This is a genomic window from Nocardia sp. NPDC052001 (assembly GCF_040680615.1).
Classification (GTDB): Bacteria; Actinomycetota; Actinomycetes; order Mycobacteriales; family Mycobacteriaceae; genus Nocardia.
The window spans coordinates 756,712-773,270 of sequence record NZ_JBFAXC010000004.1; the positions used below are offsets into that span (position 1 = coordinate 756,712).

A 16,559-nucleotide genomic window follows, 5' to 3' on the forward strand; every position below is an offset into this window, starting at 1 on the left:
AGAATGTGCCGGTGCAACCGGGACGAATTCTTGTGGTCGAGGACGCCGAAGCCATCCGCGCGGCCGTCGCGGCGGGACTGCGCGCCGCCGGGCACGAGGTGCTCGGACGAGCGGACGGAGCACTGCTGGAACAGGATCTGGCGCAGTTCCGGCCCGATGTGGTCGTGCTCGATGTGATGCTGCCCGGGCGGGACGGGTTCGCACTGCTGGAGGTGGTGCGAGCGCGATCGGCGTCCGGGGTACTCATGCTGACCGCGCGCGACGGCGTCGAGGATCGGGTGCGCGGACTGCGCGCCGGATCGGACGACTACGTGGTGAAACCGTTCGAGCTGGCCGAGGTGGTGGCACGGGTGGACGCGCTACTGCGGCGCATGGGCCGGGCCCGGACCCGGATCACCGTGGGGGATCTCGTCGTCGACGTCGACTCCGGCAGTGTGCGGCGCGCGGACATTCCGGTGGCGCTCACGGCCACCGAATTCAAACTGCTCACCTATCTGGCCGGGAACCGGGATCGGGTGGTGACCAAGACCCAGATCCTCACGGCCGTCTGGGGTTACGACAATTACGACCCCAATCTGGTCGAGGTGAACGTGAGCGCGGTGCGCCGCAAACTCGAGGAACACGGGGATCGGCTGCTGCACACCGTGCGCGGGCTCGGGTACACGCTGCGGGTGGGCGAATAGGTGCGCACGGTATCGCTGCGCAGGCGGGTAACCCTCACCACCGCAATCGTTTCCGGCGTGGTGCTGGTGGCGGTGGCGTTCACGGTGCACGCGCTGTTCGGGCTGGTGGTGAATCGCAGCGAGAACACGGTGCTCACCGATCGCGTGCAGTTGGCGAAACAGCTGGCGCAGGAAGGGGTTTCGCCCGACGATCTGATCGCGCGGGTCGACACCCGGTCGGTGCGGGCGCGGCTGATGCTGCCCGACGGGCGCGGATTCGGCAGCCTCACTCGCAAGAACGCCGAGGACAGCGCGGTGAAATCGCGCACCGTCAAGCTCACCGGCGGACAGTTGGACGGCGGCCGCCTCACCCTGCAAATCGACACCCCGCTGCTGTCCCGCGTGCAGGACCGCCTCGGCATCCTGCTGAGCCTGGCCACGACGGGTGCCATCGCCGTCATCGCCGCCGGGCTCTGGTTCGGCGTGCCGCGCGCCCTCGCACCGCTGGACGCCATGACCCGGCTCGCCCGCGATATCGCCCGCGGCCAATTCGGCCGCCGCCTGACCCCGTCCCGCACCGATACCGAATTGGGGCGCACCGCAGCGGCTTTCGACGAAATGCTGGACACCCTCGAAGGCGCGCTGCACGCCACCACCGCCGCCGAAGCCCGCGCCCGCGCCTCCGAACAGCGCATTCGCACCTTCGTCGGCGATGCCGCCCATGAACTCCGTACGCCGGTCTCCGGCATCCGCGCCCTCGCCGAAGCGGTCATCCAGCATCCGGCCGACGCCGATCCGGAAGACCTTCAGCGCATGCACCTGCTCCTGGTGCGCGAAGCCGTCCGCGCGGGCCGCCTCATCGACGATCTGCTCGATCTGGCCCGCATCGACGCCGGATTACAACTCCACCGTGTTCCCACCGATCTGCACACCCTGGCCGCAACCCAACTCGATCGCATGCGAATCCTGCACCCGGGCACAACCTTCCGCCTCGAAGGCGATCCGGTGACGGTGACGGCCGACCCCGAACGCATCACCCAAATCCTGGCGAACCTGCTGAACAACGCCTGCCAGGCCATGAACGACGCATCGGGACCGACCGATCGGCAGTACCTCCCCACCGTGCGGATTCGCCTGTGCGCCACAGGCGAATCCGCCGAACTGGCTGTTATCGACACCGGCCCCGGCATTCCCGCGGCCGACCGCGAACGCGTCTTCGATCGCCTGGTCCGCCTCGACGCCGCCCGCGACCACCGGACCGACGGCTCCGGCCTCGGCCTGCCCATCGCTCGCGGCCTGGCCCGCGCCCACAACGGCGACCTGACCTGTGAACCGCCCCCTACCGACTGCTCCGGTGCGGTCTTCCTGCTCCGTCTCCCCCGCGACTGAGCCCAGCGGGCTATGGGCCATTGGCGGGTGGAGCTGAAGATCGGCTGAAGATGGGGCCTGGATTCAGGGGATCCTCAGGTCGCGGGGGCAGATTCGGTGGGACCGATCCCCTCAGGTAGGAGTGAGTATGAAGCGCAGCATTGCCGCCGTCGTCGCCGGTGCGGCCGGATTCGCCGCCATCGCGCTGGCGGTGCCGGGCGTGGCATCGGCCGACGGCCCCGATTGCAGCCCGGCGGCATTGAGCGCGGCCCGCGCCGACGCGAAAGGCAAAGTGCAGGCGTACCTTTCGAGCCATCCGGACGCGGCCGCCGAATTCGCCAAGATCAAGACCCTGCCCAAGGATCAGCGCCGCGCCGAAATGCAGGCGTACGCCGCCGCACACCCGCAGGACGCCCAGGCCATCAAGGACGCCCGCCAGGCCGTACGCGACTACCGCGCCAACTGCCACAAATAATCCACGACGCCGACGGAACCGACCGGCGGGCACCGACTTCCACGGTGCCCGCCGGTTTCGTATCAGCCGCGCACCAGGCCGTTGCGGTAGGCGTAGACCACCGCGTGAATGCGGTCGCGGACACCGAGTTTGGCGAGGACGCGGGAGACGTGGGTTTTGACGGTTTCCTCGCCCACACCCAGTTCGGCGGCGATCTCGTAATTGCTGCGGGCATCGGCTACCAGGAGCAGGACTTCTCGTTCGCGGGCGGTGAGCTGGGCGAGTTCCGGGGGTTCGGCGGGCGGGGCCAGTTCGGTGGCGAAACGCGTTGCGAGCCTGCGGGTCATGGAGGGGTCGATGACCGCGTCACCGCGCACCGCCACGCGAATGGCCGCCACCAAGTCTTCGGGTGGGAGACTTTTCAACAGGAAGCCACTGGCCCCGGCGGCCAAAGCGCGGGACAGGCTGGCCTCGCTGTCGTAGGTGGTGAGCACCAGCACACGCGTACCGCCCGCTGCCACAATGGCTTCGGTGGCGGCCAGGCCGTCCAGCTTCGGCATGCGCACATCGAGGATCGCCACCTCCGGCCGCAGCCGGGCCGCAGCCTCGATCGCGGCGCGACCGTCCGCCACCTCGGCCACGCATTCCAGATCGTCCTGCGCGTCCACCACGGCCCGCAGCCCGGACCGGAACATGGTGTGATCGTCCGCGATCAGCACCCTTACGCTCATGCCGCTCCAATCGGTACCGAAACCACGATGTCCCAACGACTTCCGGTGCGATCCGGCCCCGATACCACGGTGCCGCCGAACAATTCGACACGCCGCCGGATGCCGTCCAGACCCCGGCGCACCCCCTCGGGAACCTGCGGCACCGTGGCGATGGGATTGGTCTCGCGGATCTCCACCCGCGTCGGCCGATAGCCGATCTCCAATCGCGCGGGCGCGCGGCCGTGCCGCAGCGCGTTGGTGAGCATCTCCTGCACCACCCGGTACAGCATCACGTCCAGCGAGCCGGGCAGCACCGGTGGCTCGCCCGAAATCTCCACGCGCACTTCGAGTCCCGCCGAGCGCACCCGCTCCAGCAGATCCTCGATATCGGCCAGTCCGGGCTGGCGCTGTCCGTCATCGTCATGCCCGTGCAGCAGATCCAGTTGCCGCCGCAGATCCACCATGGCCGACCGGCTGCTCGACTCGACCGCCGTCAGCGATTTGGTAGCCCCGTCGGAATCGGTGCGGGACAGCGCTATTCGCGCCACCCCGGCATGAATTCCGATGGCGCTCACATGATGTGAGATGACATCGTGCAGATCCCGGGCGATGGCGGCCCGCTCCTCGGACAGCGCGCGTTCCAGCGCCGCCCGCTGCTCCTGCTCCCGCAACCGCTCCCGCTGCTCCAATTCGGCGATATAGGCCCCGCGCGCCACCGTATTGCGTCCCACCAGCCACGGCACATACCCCGCGACAATGGTCACGATGAGCAGCTTCCAATCCCGAGAATCATTGCCGCCCACCAGAATATGCGCCAGCGCCGCGCCACCCGCCAGCATGGCGACCGTCAGATAGGAAGTCGCACCGGTCAGCCACGCCCCCGCCCGATACCCCGCCACCAGGAACCCCACATCGGGTATCCGGGCGTGCAACGCGTAATGCTGTACGAACGCCCCGATCCCCAATTTCACCAGCACCTGCGCGAACGCCGCGTACGCCGCCGTGGACGGTGGGGCCGCCAGCGCCAGATCCGCGAGCACGATCCCCACCGCCAGCAGCGCCGCCATACCGGGCGCAGCCCCGAACGCACCGCACACCACCAGCTGCATGCTGTCCACCACCGCCGCGACCACCGCCACCAGCAGCGACTGGCGCGCCAGCGACCTGCTCACATCCACCGCGCACCACCTCCGTCGTCATGATTGTGCGCGACGGTACCCCCGAGACCCCCGATCCCCCGTGTGGGGGACGCGGAATCCCCCGTCGGCGCGACGATTCGGCTCGCCGGGCTGATTAGCGTCGAGATATGCCCGCCGAGCAGGAACGTCCCGTTCAGGAGTCCCCATGAGTCCAGACCTGTTCATCTACGCCGTCCCGGCATTCCTGCTGCTCATGCTGGTGGAATGGTTTGCCGACCGGCGCGATCCGGATCGCCCCGCGAATGGCATGTCCGGCCGGGACCACGCCGCCAACATCGCCACGTACACCATCGGGCTGCTGTACCAGTTCCCGATCCACACCCAGCGCATCGGCACCATGTGGCGGCCGATCGAATTCCTGTTCAACACCCCGGCGCACCACCGCGTCCACCACGGCTCCAACCAGCCGTACCTGGACACGAATTACGGTGGCGTCCTCATCATCTGGGATCGGCTGTTCGGCAGCTTCGCGGCCGAGTCCGAGCCCATCGCCTACGGCCTCACCAAGAACATCGGCACCGACAACCCGATCAAGGTGAACTACGCCGAACTCATGAACCTGGTCCGCGACGTCCGCACCGCCCGCACCTGGAAGGGCCGCGTCGCCTACATCGTCGGCCCGCCCGGCTGGACCGAATCCCCCGCCGAACAACCCGTGAAAACAGCCGTCCCCGTTTAACAGTTCGGCCCCCGCACCGGAAAGGTGCGGGGGCCGAATCGTTTACAGCTGCTGCCTACGCGACACCCTCGGCACGCGCGGCCGCGCCCACGGCCGCGGCGACGGCCGGAGCCACGCGCGGATCCAGCGGGCTGGGGATGATCCGATCGACGGCCAGCTCATCCGCGACCACCGCGAAGATGGCATCGGCGGCGGCCACCTTCATACCCTCGGTGATGCGACGCGCGCCCACATCCAGCGCGCCCTTGAACACGCCCGGGAACGCGAGCACATTGTTGATCTGGTTCGGGAAGTCCGAGCGACCGGTCGCCACGATGGCGGCGTACTTGGCGGCCACATCCGGGTGGATCTCCGGATCCGGGTTCGACATGGCGAACACGATGGACTCGGGTGCCATGGAGGCGATGAGCTCCTCGGCGACGGTGCCCGCGGACAGACCCAGGAACACATCGGCCCCGGCCAGCGCCTCGGCCGGACCGCCGGTGATGTTGCGCGGGTTGGTGCGCTCGGCCAGTTCGGCCTTCACATCATTGAGGTCACCGCGGTCACGGCTCACGATGCCCTTGGAGTCCAGCACCACGATGTCCGAGACACCGGCGGCCAGCAGGATATTGGTGCACGCCACACCGGCCGCGCCCGCACCGGACACGACCACCTTGAGGGCGGACATATCACGACCCTGCACCGCGGCAGCGCCCTTGAGGGCGGCCAGCACCACAATGGCGGTGCCGTGCTGATCGTCATGCATGACGGGGCAATCCAGCGCCTCGATAACGCGCTTCTCGATTTCGAAGCAGCGCGGGGCCGAGATGTCCTCGAGATTGACCGCGCCGAAGCTCGGGCGCAGCAGAATCAGCGTTTCGACGATCTTGTCGACATCTTTGGTGTCGAGCACGATCGGAATGGAATCCAGACCGGCGAACTTCTTGAACAGGGCCGCCTTGCCCTCCATCACCGGCAGCGAGGCGCGCGGGCCGATATCGCCCAGGCCCAGCACCGCGGTGCCGTCCGAGACGACCACGACCAGGCGCTCGGCCCAGGTGTAGGTCTTGGCGAGGGATTCATCGGCGTGGATGCCACGGCAGACCTGCGCCACACCCGGGGTGTAGGCGATCGAGAGGTCGCGCTGGGTCTCCAGCGGCGCGGTGAGTTCGACCGAGAGCTTGCCGCCCAGGTGGCCCGCGAAAATCTCTTCCGTGGTGATGTCGGAAAGGTTCGCAGTATTGGTCGCGGGGTTTGCCGTGGGGGCATTCACTGCTTCAGTCACGGATGACACGATTTCACTCCATCTCGGTGCGGACTCAACCGTTTGACGGTTACCGTTCGGTAATAGGTAATGGGGGTTTCGATACTCGTTTTTCGGGCGCGTCGGCCATCACCGCGGGCCACTTCGAAAACCTTGCCACCACATCGTGGCAATGGGCACAAAGTATTACCGATCGCGGGAAGCGTGTCTGCGGACAGACAACACGGCGCTGCACAGATCGTCGAGCTGGAACCGGACGGGTGGTCCGGGCGATATCGCCGGGGTGATCAGAGTCAACCCGCGCGTCGCGGACCGTAATCACCGAGTGGCCCCGGACCGGGCGGTGGCTGCGGCCGGGGGTCGTCACATTCTGCCAGTAGCGTCGACGACGCGCCAAATCGCCCCCGGCCCATCGCGCGCGTTCACCATCAACGAAGCCTAGGTGAGCCGAATCACCCGCAGGTTAAGGGAAACTCGCACGTCCGGCCGCGACTGCGGAGAACTGTCACAACGCGATACCACCCGCCGCCGTGAGCTGTCGCGCCCGATTGGCAGCGGCGCGGTGAGATCGAGCCCGAACCGAGCCTTGCGAATCAGGACGCCTCGGGCGCGGCGGTTTCCACGGGTCCGCGCATGGTGCGCGGCGCGGCGGTGCGCTCGGGCCGCACCCAGACGCTGTCGAGACCGCCGGTGAGCAGGCGGACGCGCCAATCATCGGTCCCGCCCGGATGATCCGTGCGGCGGTGCATACCGCGGGTTTCGGTGCGAGCCAGCGCGCTGTATTTGGTCCAGCGCGCCACCGCCAGCAGGGCCGCGGCCTGGCGGGCGTGCAGGCGGGTCGCGCCCTTGCCGCCGAGGTCGTATTCGACGCCGGGCCACATACCGTCGAGTTCGCCGATGCTGTCCCGCAGACTGCCGTCACTGCGCCAGTAGCTGCGGCGCAGCGGCAGCGTGTGCTCCTGCACCAGCCCGACCACCGCGCGCGGATCGATGCGCGCCCGATCGGTGAGCCCGACCCCCGGAACCGGGCGTGTCTTACCGAGTTTGCGGCGAGTGCCCGCGAACCGCGCCGCCGCCCGTCCGGCCCACACCCCGGACGACACCGCCCAGGCCCCGTGCTGTCCCCCAAAGCCGGAAACCGCGCCGGTCACCGGCTCGCGCGTGGTGACATCACCGGCCCCGTAGAGCCCGGGAACCGTGGTGGCGCAATCGGGTCCGGCCAGCCGCAGCCCACCGGTCCCGCGCACCGTTCCCTCCAGCACCGCGCGCAGCGGCACCCGCCCGGAATTCGCGCGCGCCGACAGCGTGTCACCCTCCGCGCCGAGCAGCTCCGCGGCGCTCGCGTCGGAGAGCTCGTCGAGGGCGGCGTAGACCCGGCGGCCGCCGGCGATGGCCGCGAACGCCCGCGCCCGCGAACCCACGCCCTCATCGCAGAGCACCGTGCGCGATTCGTCGTACAGGGTGGCGAAATGCCTGATCTCATCGGTGCGGAAGGAGCCGGGCGGACGCTGGCCCGATACCGAGGCAGGCCCCGAACCACCGGCCGGGACAAGCGAATACGCATTGGAGAACTCCATGCCGGAGAGTTCGGCCCCGGCTTCGGCGCCCATCAGCAGGCCGTCGCCGGTATCCACGTCGGTGCCCGCGCCCCCGGACAGGAAGGCGCAACCACCGGTGGCGATGATCACCGCCTTGGCGCGCAGGGACCAGCTGCGGAACTCACCGTCCGCCGTCACCCCCGCCGCCCCCGAGACGATGCCGTCACCGTCGGTGATCAGCTGCAATGCCGGATGGTGATCCAGGATCCGGACCCCGGCGATGATCATGCTGCGGCGCAGGCGGCCGAGATATTTCGGCCCGTCCAGATGGATGCGGGTGGGCGGGCCGACGCGGTCGCCGTGTGAGCGAAGTCCCCCGTGCACGAGCTGTCCGACCCGCCGATGCGTCTCCTCCAGTACCCGATATATCCACTCCGGATCGCCGAGTCCGCCGCCGTGTGCGAAGTTCTCCGAGACCGCCTCATCGCGCAACCGGCCCGGCGGAATATTCCACAGCGTCGCCCCCACTCGCGCGGTGGGACCGCTGGAACCGCAACGCGCCTTGTCGACCAGTAGGACGCGGGCGCCCGCCGCCGCCGCGGCGAGCGCGGCCCAGGCCCCGGCGGGACCGCCTCCCAGCACGAGCACATCCGCGTCGAATTCGGTCATATCGACAAATGTTCGTCGACCGTTCAACTGCCCGCAACTGTTATGCGTATTTCAATTCCACCACTGTGTCCACAACAACATTCCAGCTACCGCAAAAACTATCGCACATCCGGAAAAAGCCGCAATTCCCTGACGTCTATCAGCAAATACCTGGGCGGTCACAATCACCACCGCCGCACCGATATGCCACGCCAGATCGGAAGCCCCGGGGCCCGGAAAATCACGCTGCGCGCCCATGATCGCCGCGCCGACGACCGTCAGCACCAGGATCACCGTGCCGCCCGCGATGAGTCCGCTCAGACCCCGGAGCACCTTCATACCGCCACGCCCGTCCCGATCATGCGGTGATCACCGGAACCCCGCTCGCCTTACCCACCAGCTCCTCGAATTGCGCCGGATCCGTGGTGAATTCGCCGAGCCGGATGGTCTTGTTGCGGCCGTGGTAGTCCGAGGACCCGGTGGTGAGCAGGCCGAGTTCGGCGGCCAGCCCGGCCAGCACCTCACGGTCCGCGGCGCTGTGATCGGGATGATCGAGTTCCAGGCCGCCCAGACCGAGCGCGGTCAGCTCACGAATGTGGTCCAGCGCCAGCAGCCGGCCGCGCTTGCGGGCGCGCGCGTGCGCCACCACGCTCACCCCGCCCGCCGCCTGCACCATCTCCACCGCGCGCTGCAGCGGCGTATCGGCCTTCTCCACGTAGTACCGGCCGTCCGAGGCCAGCAGATCCTGGAACGCCGCGTCGACCGTCGGCACCACGCCCGCCTCCACCAGCGCCCGCGCCAGATGCGGACGGCCCGCAGACGGTCCCGCGGACGCCATCACCGCGTCCGGATCCACCGGCAGGCCGTCGGCCGCCATCTGCTCGGCCATGGCCCGCAATCGGATGATGCGCTCACCGCGCAGGCGCTCGCGCTCCTGCGCGAAGACGTCATCGGCGGGATCGAACAGATACGCCAGCAGATGCACCGCGACCGGCCAGCCGTCCTCGCCCCGGCCCACGCACGACATCTCCATACCGCGCACCAGCGTGAGCCCCGGGGGCAGCGCGTCCACCGCCTCGGCCCAGCCCGCGGTGGTGTCGTGATCGGTCAGGGCGACCACGTCCAGTCCGGCGGCCGCGGCATTGCGGATCAACTCGGCCGGAGTGTCGGTGCCGTCGGAGGCATTGGAATGGGTGTGGAGATCGATGCGCACACGGTCCATCTTGCACGCGGCCCGCCGCCGATCCCGGGCAGCCGGTCCCGAGCGCGCGCATCGCGAGCGCGGCGAGTCCCGCAAACTAGACTCCGGCAGGTGTCCTCGATACCGCAATTGCCCTCCTTCCGCTGGCCGACCCGGACACCGGCGCATCCGCATCCCGCCAAGCCGAAGCACGGCGCGAACGTGGTCATCGACTGTGCGGTGTACGTGGACGGCAAACGGCTGACGGCGCACTGCACCTATGACGAAGCGCTGGCCGAGGTGCGCGAGCGCGGTGAGGGTTATGTCTGGCTCGGTCTGCTCGAACCCAGCACCGGGCTGATGACCGATGTGGCGAAATCCTTCGGTCTGCACGAGCTCGCCGTCGAGGACGCGGTGAGCGCGCATCAGCGGCCCAAACTCGAACGCTACGACGACATTCTGTTCCTGGTGCTGCGCACGGTCAGCTATCACGTGCACGAACTCAACAGCGTCAGCGAGATCGTGGACACCGGCGAGATCATGATCTTCCTCGGCCCGGATTTCGTGATCACCGTGCGGCACGGCGATCACAGCGGATTGGCCGGTGTGCGCAGGGAATTGGAGTCGACGCCGAAACAGCTGGCACTCGGCCCGAGCGCGGTGCTGCACGCGGTCACCGACAATGTCGTGGACACCTACACCGAGGTCACCGCGGCCATCGAGGATGATGTGGACGCCATGGAGGAGGCGGTGTTCACGCCCGCCGCCGACATCATCATCGAGGCCATCTACCAGCTCAAACGCGAGGTGGTGGAATTGCGGCGCGCGGTGAAACCCCTTGCGCTGCCGCTGCAATTGCTCACCCACGACCCGAAACTGCCGCTGCCCGCGGAGATTCGGCGCTATATGCGCGATGTCACCGATCACCACACGGCCGTCACCGAGCAGATCATCGACTTCAACGAATCGCTCAGCGCGCTCATCAATGCCGCGCTGGCGAAGGTGAGCGTGCAGCAGAACACCGATATGCGAAAGATTTCCGCGTACGCGGCCATGGCGGCGGTGCCGACCATGATCGCGGGCATCTACGGCATGAACTTCGACCACATGCCGGAATTGCGGTGGACCTTCGGCTATCCGCTGGTGTTCGGCATCATGGTGCTGCTGTGCGCCGGGCTCTATGTGAACTTCCACCGCAACAAGTGGTTGTGATTACAGCGAGGCCGCACCGCGATCCGCGTCGCGCACATCGATTTTCGCCTCGGTCCAGGCCTCGCGCAGTGCCGCGGCCCCGCGAATGCGCACCCAGGCCGCCTCGGTCGCGGTGATCGGCGTCGCGGCCAGAAAGCGTACGGGCTCAGCGGGTTCGGGCAATTCCACGGCCGGAATATCGCTCTCGCCGAGCAGTACCGCAGTGAACGGCGCACCGGCCCAGATCGGTTCGCCCATATCCAGCAGCGCATCCGCCTGCAGCACAATGCCTTCCACCGACGGCGAGGCCACCAGCACGGCCAGCGTCTTGGTGAGCCCGCTGCCCGCGCCCACCCCGCCGCGCAAGGTCAGCGCCAATTCCGCGCGCGGCCCGCGCACCGGATCGGCAAGCGCCGCAGTCGGATCCGTCATGGGGTGACGGGAGCCGCCGAGCGTCACGTAGTGCACCAGATCGCCATCGGGAATCCGCAGGATATCGATGGGCTCCAGCCCGAGAAAGGTCACCGACGCGGCGTCGGCGGTTGCCACACCGAAATGCCCGAGCACCCCGGCCCGAACGGTATTGATCACATCCATGAGCTAGATGGCCAGCCTGGCGAGCATGTCCCGGGCCTGTTCGGCGGCCTTCGGATCGCACAGCACGTCATAGCGCCCGGCCACCAACTGCATGGTGGAGGCGAAATCGCGCTGTCCGCGGGTGGCGGCGTACGGGATGGTGGTGGAGATGACGCCGAAGACGATGCCGCCGATCAGGCCGACCAGAATCGCGCCGCTGGAGGAGAACAGGCTCAGCAGCAGGCCGATGAACAGGCCCAGCCAGGCGCCCGACACCACACCGCCGCCGATGACCTTGCCCCAGGTCAGGCGGTAAAGCACGCGTTCGACCTGCATGAGGTCGACGCCGACGATGGTCACGTTCTCGACCGGGAAGGAATTGTCGGCCAGGTAGTCGACGGCACGCTGGGCCTCGGCGTAGGTCGGATAGGAGCCGACCGGCCAGCCGGACGGTGGCGTCGGCAGGCCCGGACGGTTCCGGCTCGCGTTCCCCAAGGGATTCGTCATATCTCCATCATGCTATTTCGAGTCGTCGGACGGGGCATCGAATCGCGTGGTACGCGTCATTTTCGCGGCTCGTCCTTTATCAGCGATCACCTGCGCCATCTTGGCGCTGGCCTCGTCGATCATCTCGTCGCCGAGCATGACCGCGCCGCGAGCTCCGCCCGCGGCCGACGTGTGAAAAGCGTACGCGTCCAGAATTTCCTCGGCGCGGTCGTAGTCCGCCTGACGTGGGCTGAAGATCTCGTTACCGGCCGCGATCTGATCCGGATGCAGCACCCATTTGCCGTCGAAACCCAGTGCGGCCGTGCGAGAGGCGTTGCGGCGGAAGCCTTCCACATCGCGCACCGCCAGGTACGGGCCGTCGATGGCCTGGAGTCCGTGCGCGCGGGCGGCGAGCAGGATCGTCATATAGATGTGGTGATACGCGTCACCGGGCTCGTACCCTTCGGGCTGTTCGCCGACGACCAAGGTGCGCATATTGATCGAGGCCATGAAATCGGCCGGGCCGAACACCAGGGTCTGCACGCGCGGGCTCGCGGTGGCGATGGCGTCGATATTGCGCAGCCCCAGCGCGTTCTCGATCTGCGGTTCGATGCCGATCCGCCCGACCGGTAAGCCGTTGGTCTTCTCCAGCTGGGTCAGCAGCAGGTCCAGGGCCTGCACCTGGCCGGCGTCGGTGACCTTGGGCAGCAGCAGCGCGTCGATGCGGTCGCCCGCGCCGTCCACCACGGCGATGACATCGGCGTAGGTGTGCTCGGTGGTCCAATCATTGACCCGCACAACGCGAATCTGCTCGCCCCAGCCGTCCGAGTTCAGCGCGGCCACGATATTGGCGCGGGCCTGTGCCTTGGCCGCGGGCGCGACCGCGTCCTCGAGGTCGAGGAACACCTCGTCGGCTGCCAACCCCTTTGCCTTCTCGATCATTCGGGGGTTGCTGCCGGGGACGGCGAGCACCGTACGGCGCGATGTCATGAGTCACTCCTTCTACGTCCGCGCTCGTGGCGCGACATTTCGGGCAGCCCGGACCCACTAGCCTTGACACTCATGGCAGCGACGAGAGTTTTCGCCGCCCGGCTCGCGGGCTTGGTGGTATTGGGACCGGACGGGGAGTCTATCGGCCGCGTCCGCGACCTGGTGATCTCCATCCGCTATGACCAGCGGCAGCCGCGTGTTCTCGGCGTGCTCGTCGAACTACCAACGCGCAAACGGATTTTCGTGCCGATGCTGCGGGTGCAGGCGATCGATCCGGGTGCGGTGACACTGACCACCGGCACCATCAGCGTGCGGCGCTTCGAACAGCGCGCGAGCGAGATGCTCGCCATCGCACAGATTCTCGATTCGACGGTGCGGGTCGACGATCCGGAACTGCCGCAGCTGGCCGATACCGAGGTGGTGGTGGTCGATCTCGGCATCGAACAGTCCCGCACCCGCGATTACGTGGTCTCCCGGGTCGCGGTGCGCGAACGGCGACGGCTCGGCGTCGGTTTCGGGCGGCGCGGGGCGGTGCACGTGGTGGATTGGGCGCAGGTGCGCGGGCTCACCCAGACAGAGCTGAACCTGCCCGGACAGGACGTCACCCAGCTGCTCACCCAGTTCGAGGGCATGCGGCCCGCCGATGTGGCGCATCTGCTGCGCGAGTTGCCGCGCAAGCGCCGGATCGAGGTGGCGGCCGCGTTCGACGATGAGCGACTCGCCGATGTGGTGCAGGAATTGCCGGAAGCCGATCAGGTGGAGCTGCTGGAGCAGCTCGGCGTGGAGCGCGCGGCCGATCTGCTCGAGGCGATGGATCCGGACGACGCGGCCGACCTGCTCGGCGAATTGCCCGAGGGGGAAGCGGAATCGCTTCTGGCGCTTATGGATCCGGAGGATTCCGAACCGGTCCGGCGACTGCTCGAATTCGCGCCGTACACCGCGGGTGGTCTGATGACCTCCAAGCCGGTGGTGCTCACTCCGGCCACCACCGTCGCCGAGGCGCTCGCCCGCGTCCGGGATCCCGAGCTGACGCCCGCACTGGCCACCATGGCCTTCGTGGTGCGGCCGCCGACCGCCACACCGACCGGTCGCTATCTCGGCTGCGTGCACTTTCAGCAACTGCTGCGCGAACCTCCGGCGAACCTGGTCGGCGGCATTGTCGACGCCGATCTGGTGCGATTGCGGCCCGAGGCCCCGCTCACGGCCGTGACCCGGTATTTCGCTACCTACAATCTGGTGTGCGGTCCGGTCGTGGACGCGGAGAATCATCTATTGGGGGCGGTCACCGTGGACGATGTGCTCGACCATCTGCTGCCCGAGGACTGGCGCGAACAGGATCAGGACAACCACGATATGCACGGCGTTCCGCTGATCGACGGCACCGGAGGCCGCGCATGACCGATCGCACCGAGAAGTCCAACGCCCGCCAGCGCCTGGAATCGCCCATGGAGACCCGCTTCCGCGGATTCGATTGGGACGCAGAGGCTCTCGCGCGCAGTAGCGAACGGGTCGCGCGCTTCCTCGGCACCGGCCGCTATCTGGTGATCCAGACGGTGATCGTGATCGTCTGGATTCTGCTCAATGTGTTCGCGCTGCGGCTGCAGTGGGACCCGTACCCGTTCATCCTGTTGAATCTGGCGTTCTCCACCCAGGCCGCCTACGCCGCGCCGCTCATCCTGCTGGCACAGAACCGGCAGGACAACCGCGACCGCGTGGCACTCGAGGAGGATCGCGCGCGATCAGCCCAGACAAAAGCCGATACCGAATTTCTGGCGCGCGAGCTCGCTTCGCTGCGACTCGCCGTCGGCGAGGTGGCGACCCGTGACTATCTGCGCCGAGAGTTGGATGATGTCAAGGATGCGCTGGTCAGGTTGGAGAAACTGGCCACCGACGGCGAGATCGTGAAGGAGCGGAAACCGAAGAAGAGTAGCGATCGAAAGAGGGCGGAGGTCGCAATTTCGCCGCAAAAAGATGGCGACTAACCGCACAAGCTGTACCCAACAAGCTTACGGATGGGTAACCTGGATCACGTTGTTCCGAGCGACCGACCCAGACACCCGCATTTTGCGGCCGTCGTCACCGGGAAACGGCCGCACGACTGAGGGGATTGTGTGGTGGGCAAGAGAATATCTGCACCGGTGACCGCATCGGCGCTGCTGATTGCGGGCCTGGTCACCGCGGGTTCGGCCACCAACACCACAGTGCACACCGAGGCGCCGCAGGCCGCGCCCGAAGCGCTTCTGGCGGCCGCCGCGTCCGATACCGGATCCGGAAACGCCGTCCAGAACGCCTCGGATCAGACCGTCGGGCTGGTGCCCGCCGCGCCCGAGGCGCCCCGCAAACTCAGCGCAATGACCCCGCCCGCCGACGGCAGGCTCGGCGGCAATGTGCAGCTGCAGAACATCGCGCTGCCCGGCGGCACCGGCGCGCTCGGCATCCCCGAGCTGGTACTGGCCGCCTACCGCAATGCCGAACTGGCACTGGAATCCTCGACGCCCGGCTGCGGGCTGCCGTGGAATCTGCTCGCCGGTATCGGGCGCATCGAATCGCTGCACGCCAGCGGCGGCCGCACCGATGCCGCGGGCACCACCATCTCGCCCATCTACGGTCCGGCGCTGGACGGCACCCTGCCCGGCAACGAGGTCATCAAGGCCACCAACGGCGGCTACGTGCGCGCCGTCGGACCCATGCAGTTCCTGCCGAGCACCTGGGTCAACTACGCCTCGGACGGTAACGGCGACGGCGTCTCCGATCCGAACAATGTCTTCGACGCGGCGCTCGCGGCGGGCAAATACCTGTGCTCGGGCGGATTGGATCTGCGCGATCCGGCCCAGCAGCTGCGCGCGGTGCTGCGCTACAACAACTCGATGTCGTACGCGGCCAATGTGCTCAGCTGGTCGAACGCGTACAAGACCGGCGGCACGCCCTCGGCCGTGAACATCTCCGCGGACATGATCCCGCCCGGCGCGCTCACCGCCGGACCGGATATGACGGCGGCCTCGGTCAATATCCCGGCCACCACCACGACCACCACCACCACGGACGCGCCGCCGAGCACCACCCGGCAGACGCCCACCCAGGTGATGATCAATATCCCGGGCCTGCCGCCCATTCCGTGCGGCATCTTCTGCCCCGCGCCCGTGGTGCCCGCGAATCCCTGTGAGTCCGTGAACCTTCCGCCCACCGAGACCAAGCCGGACGCCAAGCCCGAGGACGGCGTCCAGGTCGGCGCGCAGGACAAGACCGATCAGGACAAGACCGCCGGCGAACAGCAGTTCGGTCCGGACGGCAAGCCGATCGAGAAGACCACCACCTGCGCCCAGCCGCAGCAGCAGGATCCGGCCGCGCAGGCGCAGCAGCAGCCGAACAATCAGCCCGCACAGCCCGCCAAGACCGATGAGCCCGCGCCCCCCGCGCCGGAGCCCGCGCCCGCACCGGAATCGGTGGATCCGACCACCCCGGCCCCGGGCATCACGCTCCCGTTCGGCATCACCATTCCGCTGCCCGCGCCGCCCGCCCCGGCGGTGCCGTAATCCATTGCGGCCGTTGGCCTCATCCGCCGACGTCCGAAGAGTTACAGTTGAAGACCGATATTCGGCCGCAGCCCCGGGGCTGCGGCCGAGTCGTATCGG

17 protein-coding genes are annotated in these 16,559 nt (G+C 67.9%); 8 read left to right on the forward strand and 9 right to left on the reverse strand.

The features are described from left to right. Nucleotides 1-11 precede the first annotated feature (11 nt). The 3 genes from AB0L82_RS23555 to AB0L82_RS23565 all read left to right on the forward strand — a co-directional run bounded on the left by AB0L82_RS23555 (nt 12) and on the right by AB0L82_RS23565 (nt 2,505). Nucleotides 12-683, forward strand: coding sequence for a response regulator transcription factor (locus AB0L82_RS23555; protein WP_364639918.1), 672 nt, complete (start codon nt 12-14; stop codon nt 681-683). Beyond that, a complete protein-coding gene (locus tag AB0L82_RS23560) occupies nt 684-2,051 on the forward strand; it encodes a HAMP domain-containing sensor histidine kinase (RefSeq protein ID WP_364639921.1) in 1,368 nt (455 codons plus the stop codon). It begins immediately after the preceding gene. A gap of 127 nt (nt 2,052-2,178) precedes the next feature. Further along, nucleotides 2,179-2,505 carry a hemophore-related protein gene (locus tag AB0L82_RS23565; protein ID WP_364639924.1) on the forward strand — a complete coding sequence of 109 codons (327 nt, stop codon included), beginning with the start codon at nt 2,179-2,181 and terminating at the stop codon, nt 2,503-2,505. A gap of 62 nt (nt 2,506-2,567) precedes the next feature. On the opposite strand, the gene AB0L82_RS23570 is transcribed toward AB0L82_RS23565, so the two are convergent. Both AB0L82_RS23570 and AB0L82_RS23575 read right to left on the reverse strand, forming a co-directional pair. Then, on the reverse strand, nt 2,568-3,215 hold the full coding sequence (locus tag AB0L82_RS23570; protein ID WP_364639927.1) for a response regulator transcription factor: 648 nt from the start codon (nt 3,213-3,215) through the stop codon (nt 2,568-2,570). Next, a complete protein-coding gene (locus AB0L82_RS23575) occupies nt 3,212-4,372 on the reverse strand; it encodes a histidine kinase (protein WP_364639930.1) in 1,161 nt (386 codons plus the stop codon). Before AB0L82_RS23575 ends, AB0L82_RS23570 begins: the two co-directional genes overlap by 4 nt. A 166-nt stretch (nt 4,373-4,538) precedes the next feature. Here AB0L82_RS23575 and AB0L82_RS23580 point away from each other — a divergent pair, with 166 nt between their 5' ends. After that, a complete protein-coding gene (locus AB0L82_RS23580) occupies nt 4,539-5,072 on the forward strand; it encodes a sterol desaturase family protein (protein ID WP_364639933.1) in 534 nt (177 codons plus the stop codon). Between the two features lie 55 nt (nt 5,073-5,127). Here AB0L82_RS23580 and AB0L82_RS23585 read toward each other — a convergent pair whose 3' ends face one another. The 4 genes from AB0L82_RS23585 to AB0L82_RS23600 form a co-directional block, all read right to left on the reverse strand. Beyond that, nucleotides 5,128-6,339, reverse strand: a complete 1,212-nt coding sequence (locus AB0L82_RS23585) for a malic enzyme-like NAD(P)-binding protein (RefSeq protein WP_364639939.1) — start codon at nt 6,337-6,339, stop codon at nt 5,128-5,130. A gap of 572 nt (nt 6,340-6,911) precedes the next feature. Beyond that, nucleotides 6,912-8,525 carry an FAD-binding protein gene (locus AB0L82_RS23590; protein ID WP_364639942.1) on the reverse strand — a complete coding sequence of 538 codons (1,614 nt, stop codon included), beginning with the start codon at nt 8,523-8,525 and terminating at the stop codon, nt 6,912-6,914. Between the two features lie 51 nt (nt 8,526-8,576). Beyond that, on the reverse strand, nt 8,577-8,843 hold the full coding sequence (locus AB0L82_RS23595; RefSeq protein ID WP_364639945.1) for a hypothetical protein: 267 nt from the start codon (nt 8,841-8,843) through the stop codon (nt 8,577-8,579). Between the two features lie 19 nt (nt 8,844-8,862). Further along, nucleotides 8,863-9,717 (reverse strand): PHP domain-containing protein, encoded by an 855-nt coding sequence (locus AB0L82_RS23600; protein WP_364639948.1) that lies wholly within the window; start codon nt 9,715-9,717, stop codon nt 8,863-8,865. A gap of 189 nt (nt 9,718-9,906) precedes the next feature. Between AB0L82_RS23600 and AB0L82_RS23605 the strand changes: the two genes are divergently transcribed. Further along, nucleotides 9,907-10,896: a magnesium and cobalt transport protein CorA gene (locus AB0L82_RS23605; protein ID WP_364640500.1), complete on the forward strand. Its 990-nt coding sequence runs from the start codon at nt 9,907-9,909 to the stop codon at nt 10,894-10,896. Here the strand turns inward: AB0L82_RS23605 and AB0L82_RS23610 are convergent, their stop codons facing one another. Genes AB0L82_RS23610 through AB0L82_RS23620 form a run of 3 tightly spaced genes read right to left on the reverse strand, consistent with a single transcriptional unit; the run spans nt 10,897 to nt 12,927 of the window. Next, a complete protein-coding gene (locus AB0L82_RS23610; RefSeq protein ID WP_364639951.1) occupies nt 10,897-11,472 on the reverse strand; it encodes a suppressor of fused domain protein in 576 nt (191 codons plus the stop codon). Nucleotides 11,473-11,475: 3 nt separating this feature from the next. Continuing rightward, nucleotides 11,476-11,958, reverse strand: coding sequence for a general stress protein (locus tag AB0L82_RS23615; protein ID WP_364639954.1), 483 nt, complete (start codon nt 11,956-11,958; stop codon nt 11,476-11,478). Between the two features lie 12 nt (nt 11,959-11,970). Next, a complete protein-coding gene (locus tag AB0L82_RS23620) occupies nt 11,971-12,927 on the reverse strand; it encodes a CoA ester lyase (protein ID WP_364639957.1) in 957 nt (318 codons plus the stop codon). A gap of 72 nt (nt 12,928-12,999) precedes the next feature. On the opposite strand from AB0L82_RS23620, the gene AB0L82_RS23625 reads away from it, so the two are divergent. The 3 genes from AB0L82_RS23625 (at nt 13,000) to AB0L82_RS23635 (ending at nt 16,460) form a co-directional block, all read left to right on the forward strand. Continuing rightward, nucleotides 13,000-14,325 carry a CBS domain-containing protein gene (locus AB0L82_RS23625; protein ID WP_364639960.1) on the forward strand — a complete coding sequence of 442 codons (1,326 nt, stop codon included), beginning with the start codon at nt 13,000-13,002 and terminating at the stop codon, nt 14,323-14,325. Further along, the gene (locus AB0L82_RS23630) at nt 14,322-14,909 is read left to right on the forward strand and encodes a DUF1003 domain-containing protein (RefSeq protein ID WP_364639963.1); all 588 of its coding nucleotides are present in this window, start codon (nt 14,322-14,324) and stop codon (nt 14,907-14,909) included. The genes AB0L82_RS23625 and AB0L82_RS23630 overlap by 4 nt, the downstream gene beginning before the upstream one ends. Before the next feature lie 156 nt (nt 14,910-15,065). Then, nucleotides 15,066-16,460, forward strand: a complete 1,395-nt coding sequence (locus AB0L82_RS23635) for a lytic murein transglycosylase (protein WP_364639966.1) — start codon at nt 15,066-15,068, stop codon at nt 16,458-16,460. Nucleotides 16,461-16,559: the final 99 nt, after the last annotated feature.

Excerpts from the sequence above, each read along its gene's own strand:
- AB0L82_RS23565 (WP_364639924.1), top strand. The coding sequence starts at position 2,179 with ATGAAGCGCAGCATTGCCGCCGTCGTCGCCGGTGCGGCCGGATTCGCC.
- AB0L82_RS23570 (WP_364639927.1), bottom strand. The coding sequence starts at position 3,215 with ATGAGCGTAAGGGTGCTGATCGCGGACGATCACACCATGTTCCGGTCC.
- AB0L82_RS23580 (WP_364639933.1), top strand. The coding sequence starts at position 4,539 with ATGAGTCCAGACCTGTTCATCTACGCCGTCCCGGCATTCCTGCTGCTC.
- AB0L82_RS23590 (WP_364639942.1), bottom strand. The coding sequence starts at position 8,525 with ATGACCGAATTCGACGCGGATGTGCTCGTGCTGGGAGGCGGTCCCGCC.
- AB0L82_RS23595 (WP_364639945.1), bottom strand. The coding sequence starts at position 8,843 with ATGAAGGTGCTCCGGGGTCTGAGCGGACTCATCGCGGGCGGCACGGTG.
- AB0L82_RS23610 (WP_364639951.1), bottom strand. The coding sequence starts at position 11,472 with ATGGATGTGATCAATACCGTTCGGGCCGGGGTGCTCGGGCATTTCGGT.
- AB0L82_RS23615 (WP_364639954.1), bottom strand. The coding sequence starts at position 11,958 with ATGACGAATCCCTTGGGGAACGCGAGCCGGAACCGTCCGGGCCTGCCG.
- AB0L82_RS23620 (WP_364639957.1), bottom strand. The coding sequence starts at position 12,927 with ATGACATCGCGCCGTACGGTGCTCGCCGTCCCCGGCAGCAACCCCCGA.
- AB0L82_RS23625 (WP_364639960.1), top strand. The coding sequence starts at position 13,000 with ATGGCAGCGACGAGAGTTTTCGCCGCCCGGCTCGCGGGCTTGGTGGTA.
- AB0L82_RS23630 (WP_364639963.1), top strand. The coding sequence starts at position 14,322 with ATGACCGATCGCACCGAGAAGTCCAACGCCCGCCAGCGCCTGGAATCG.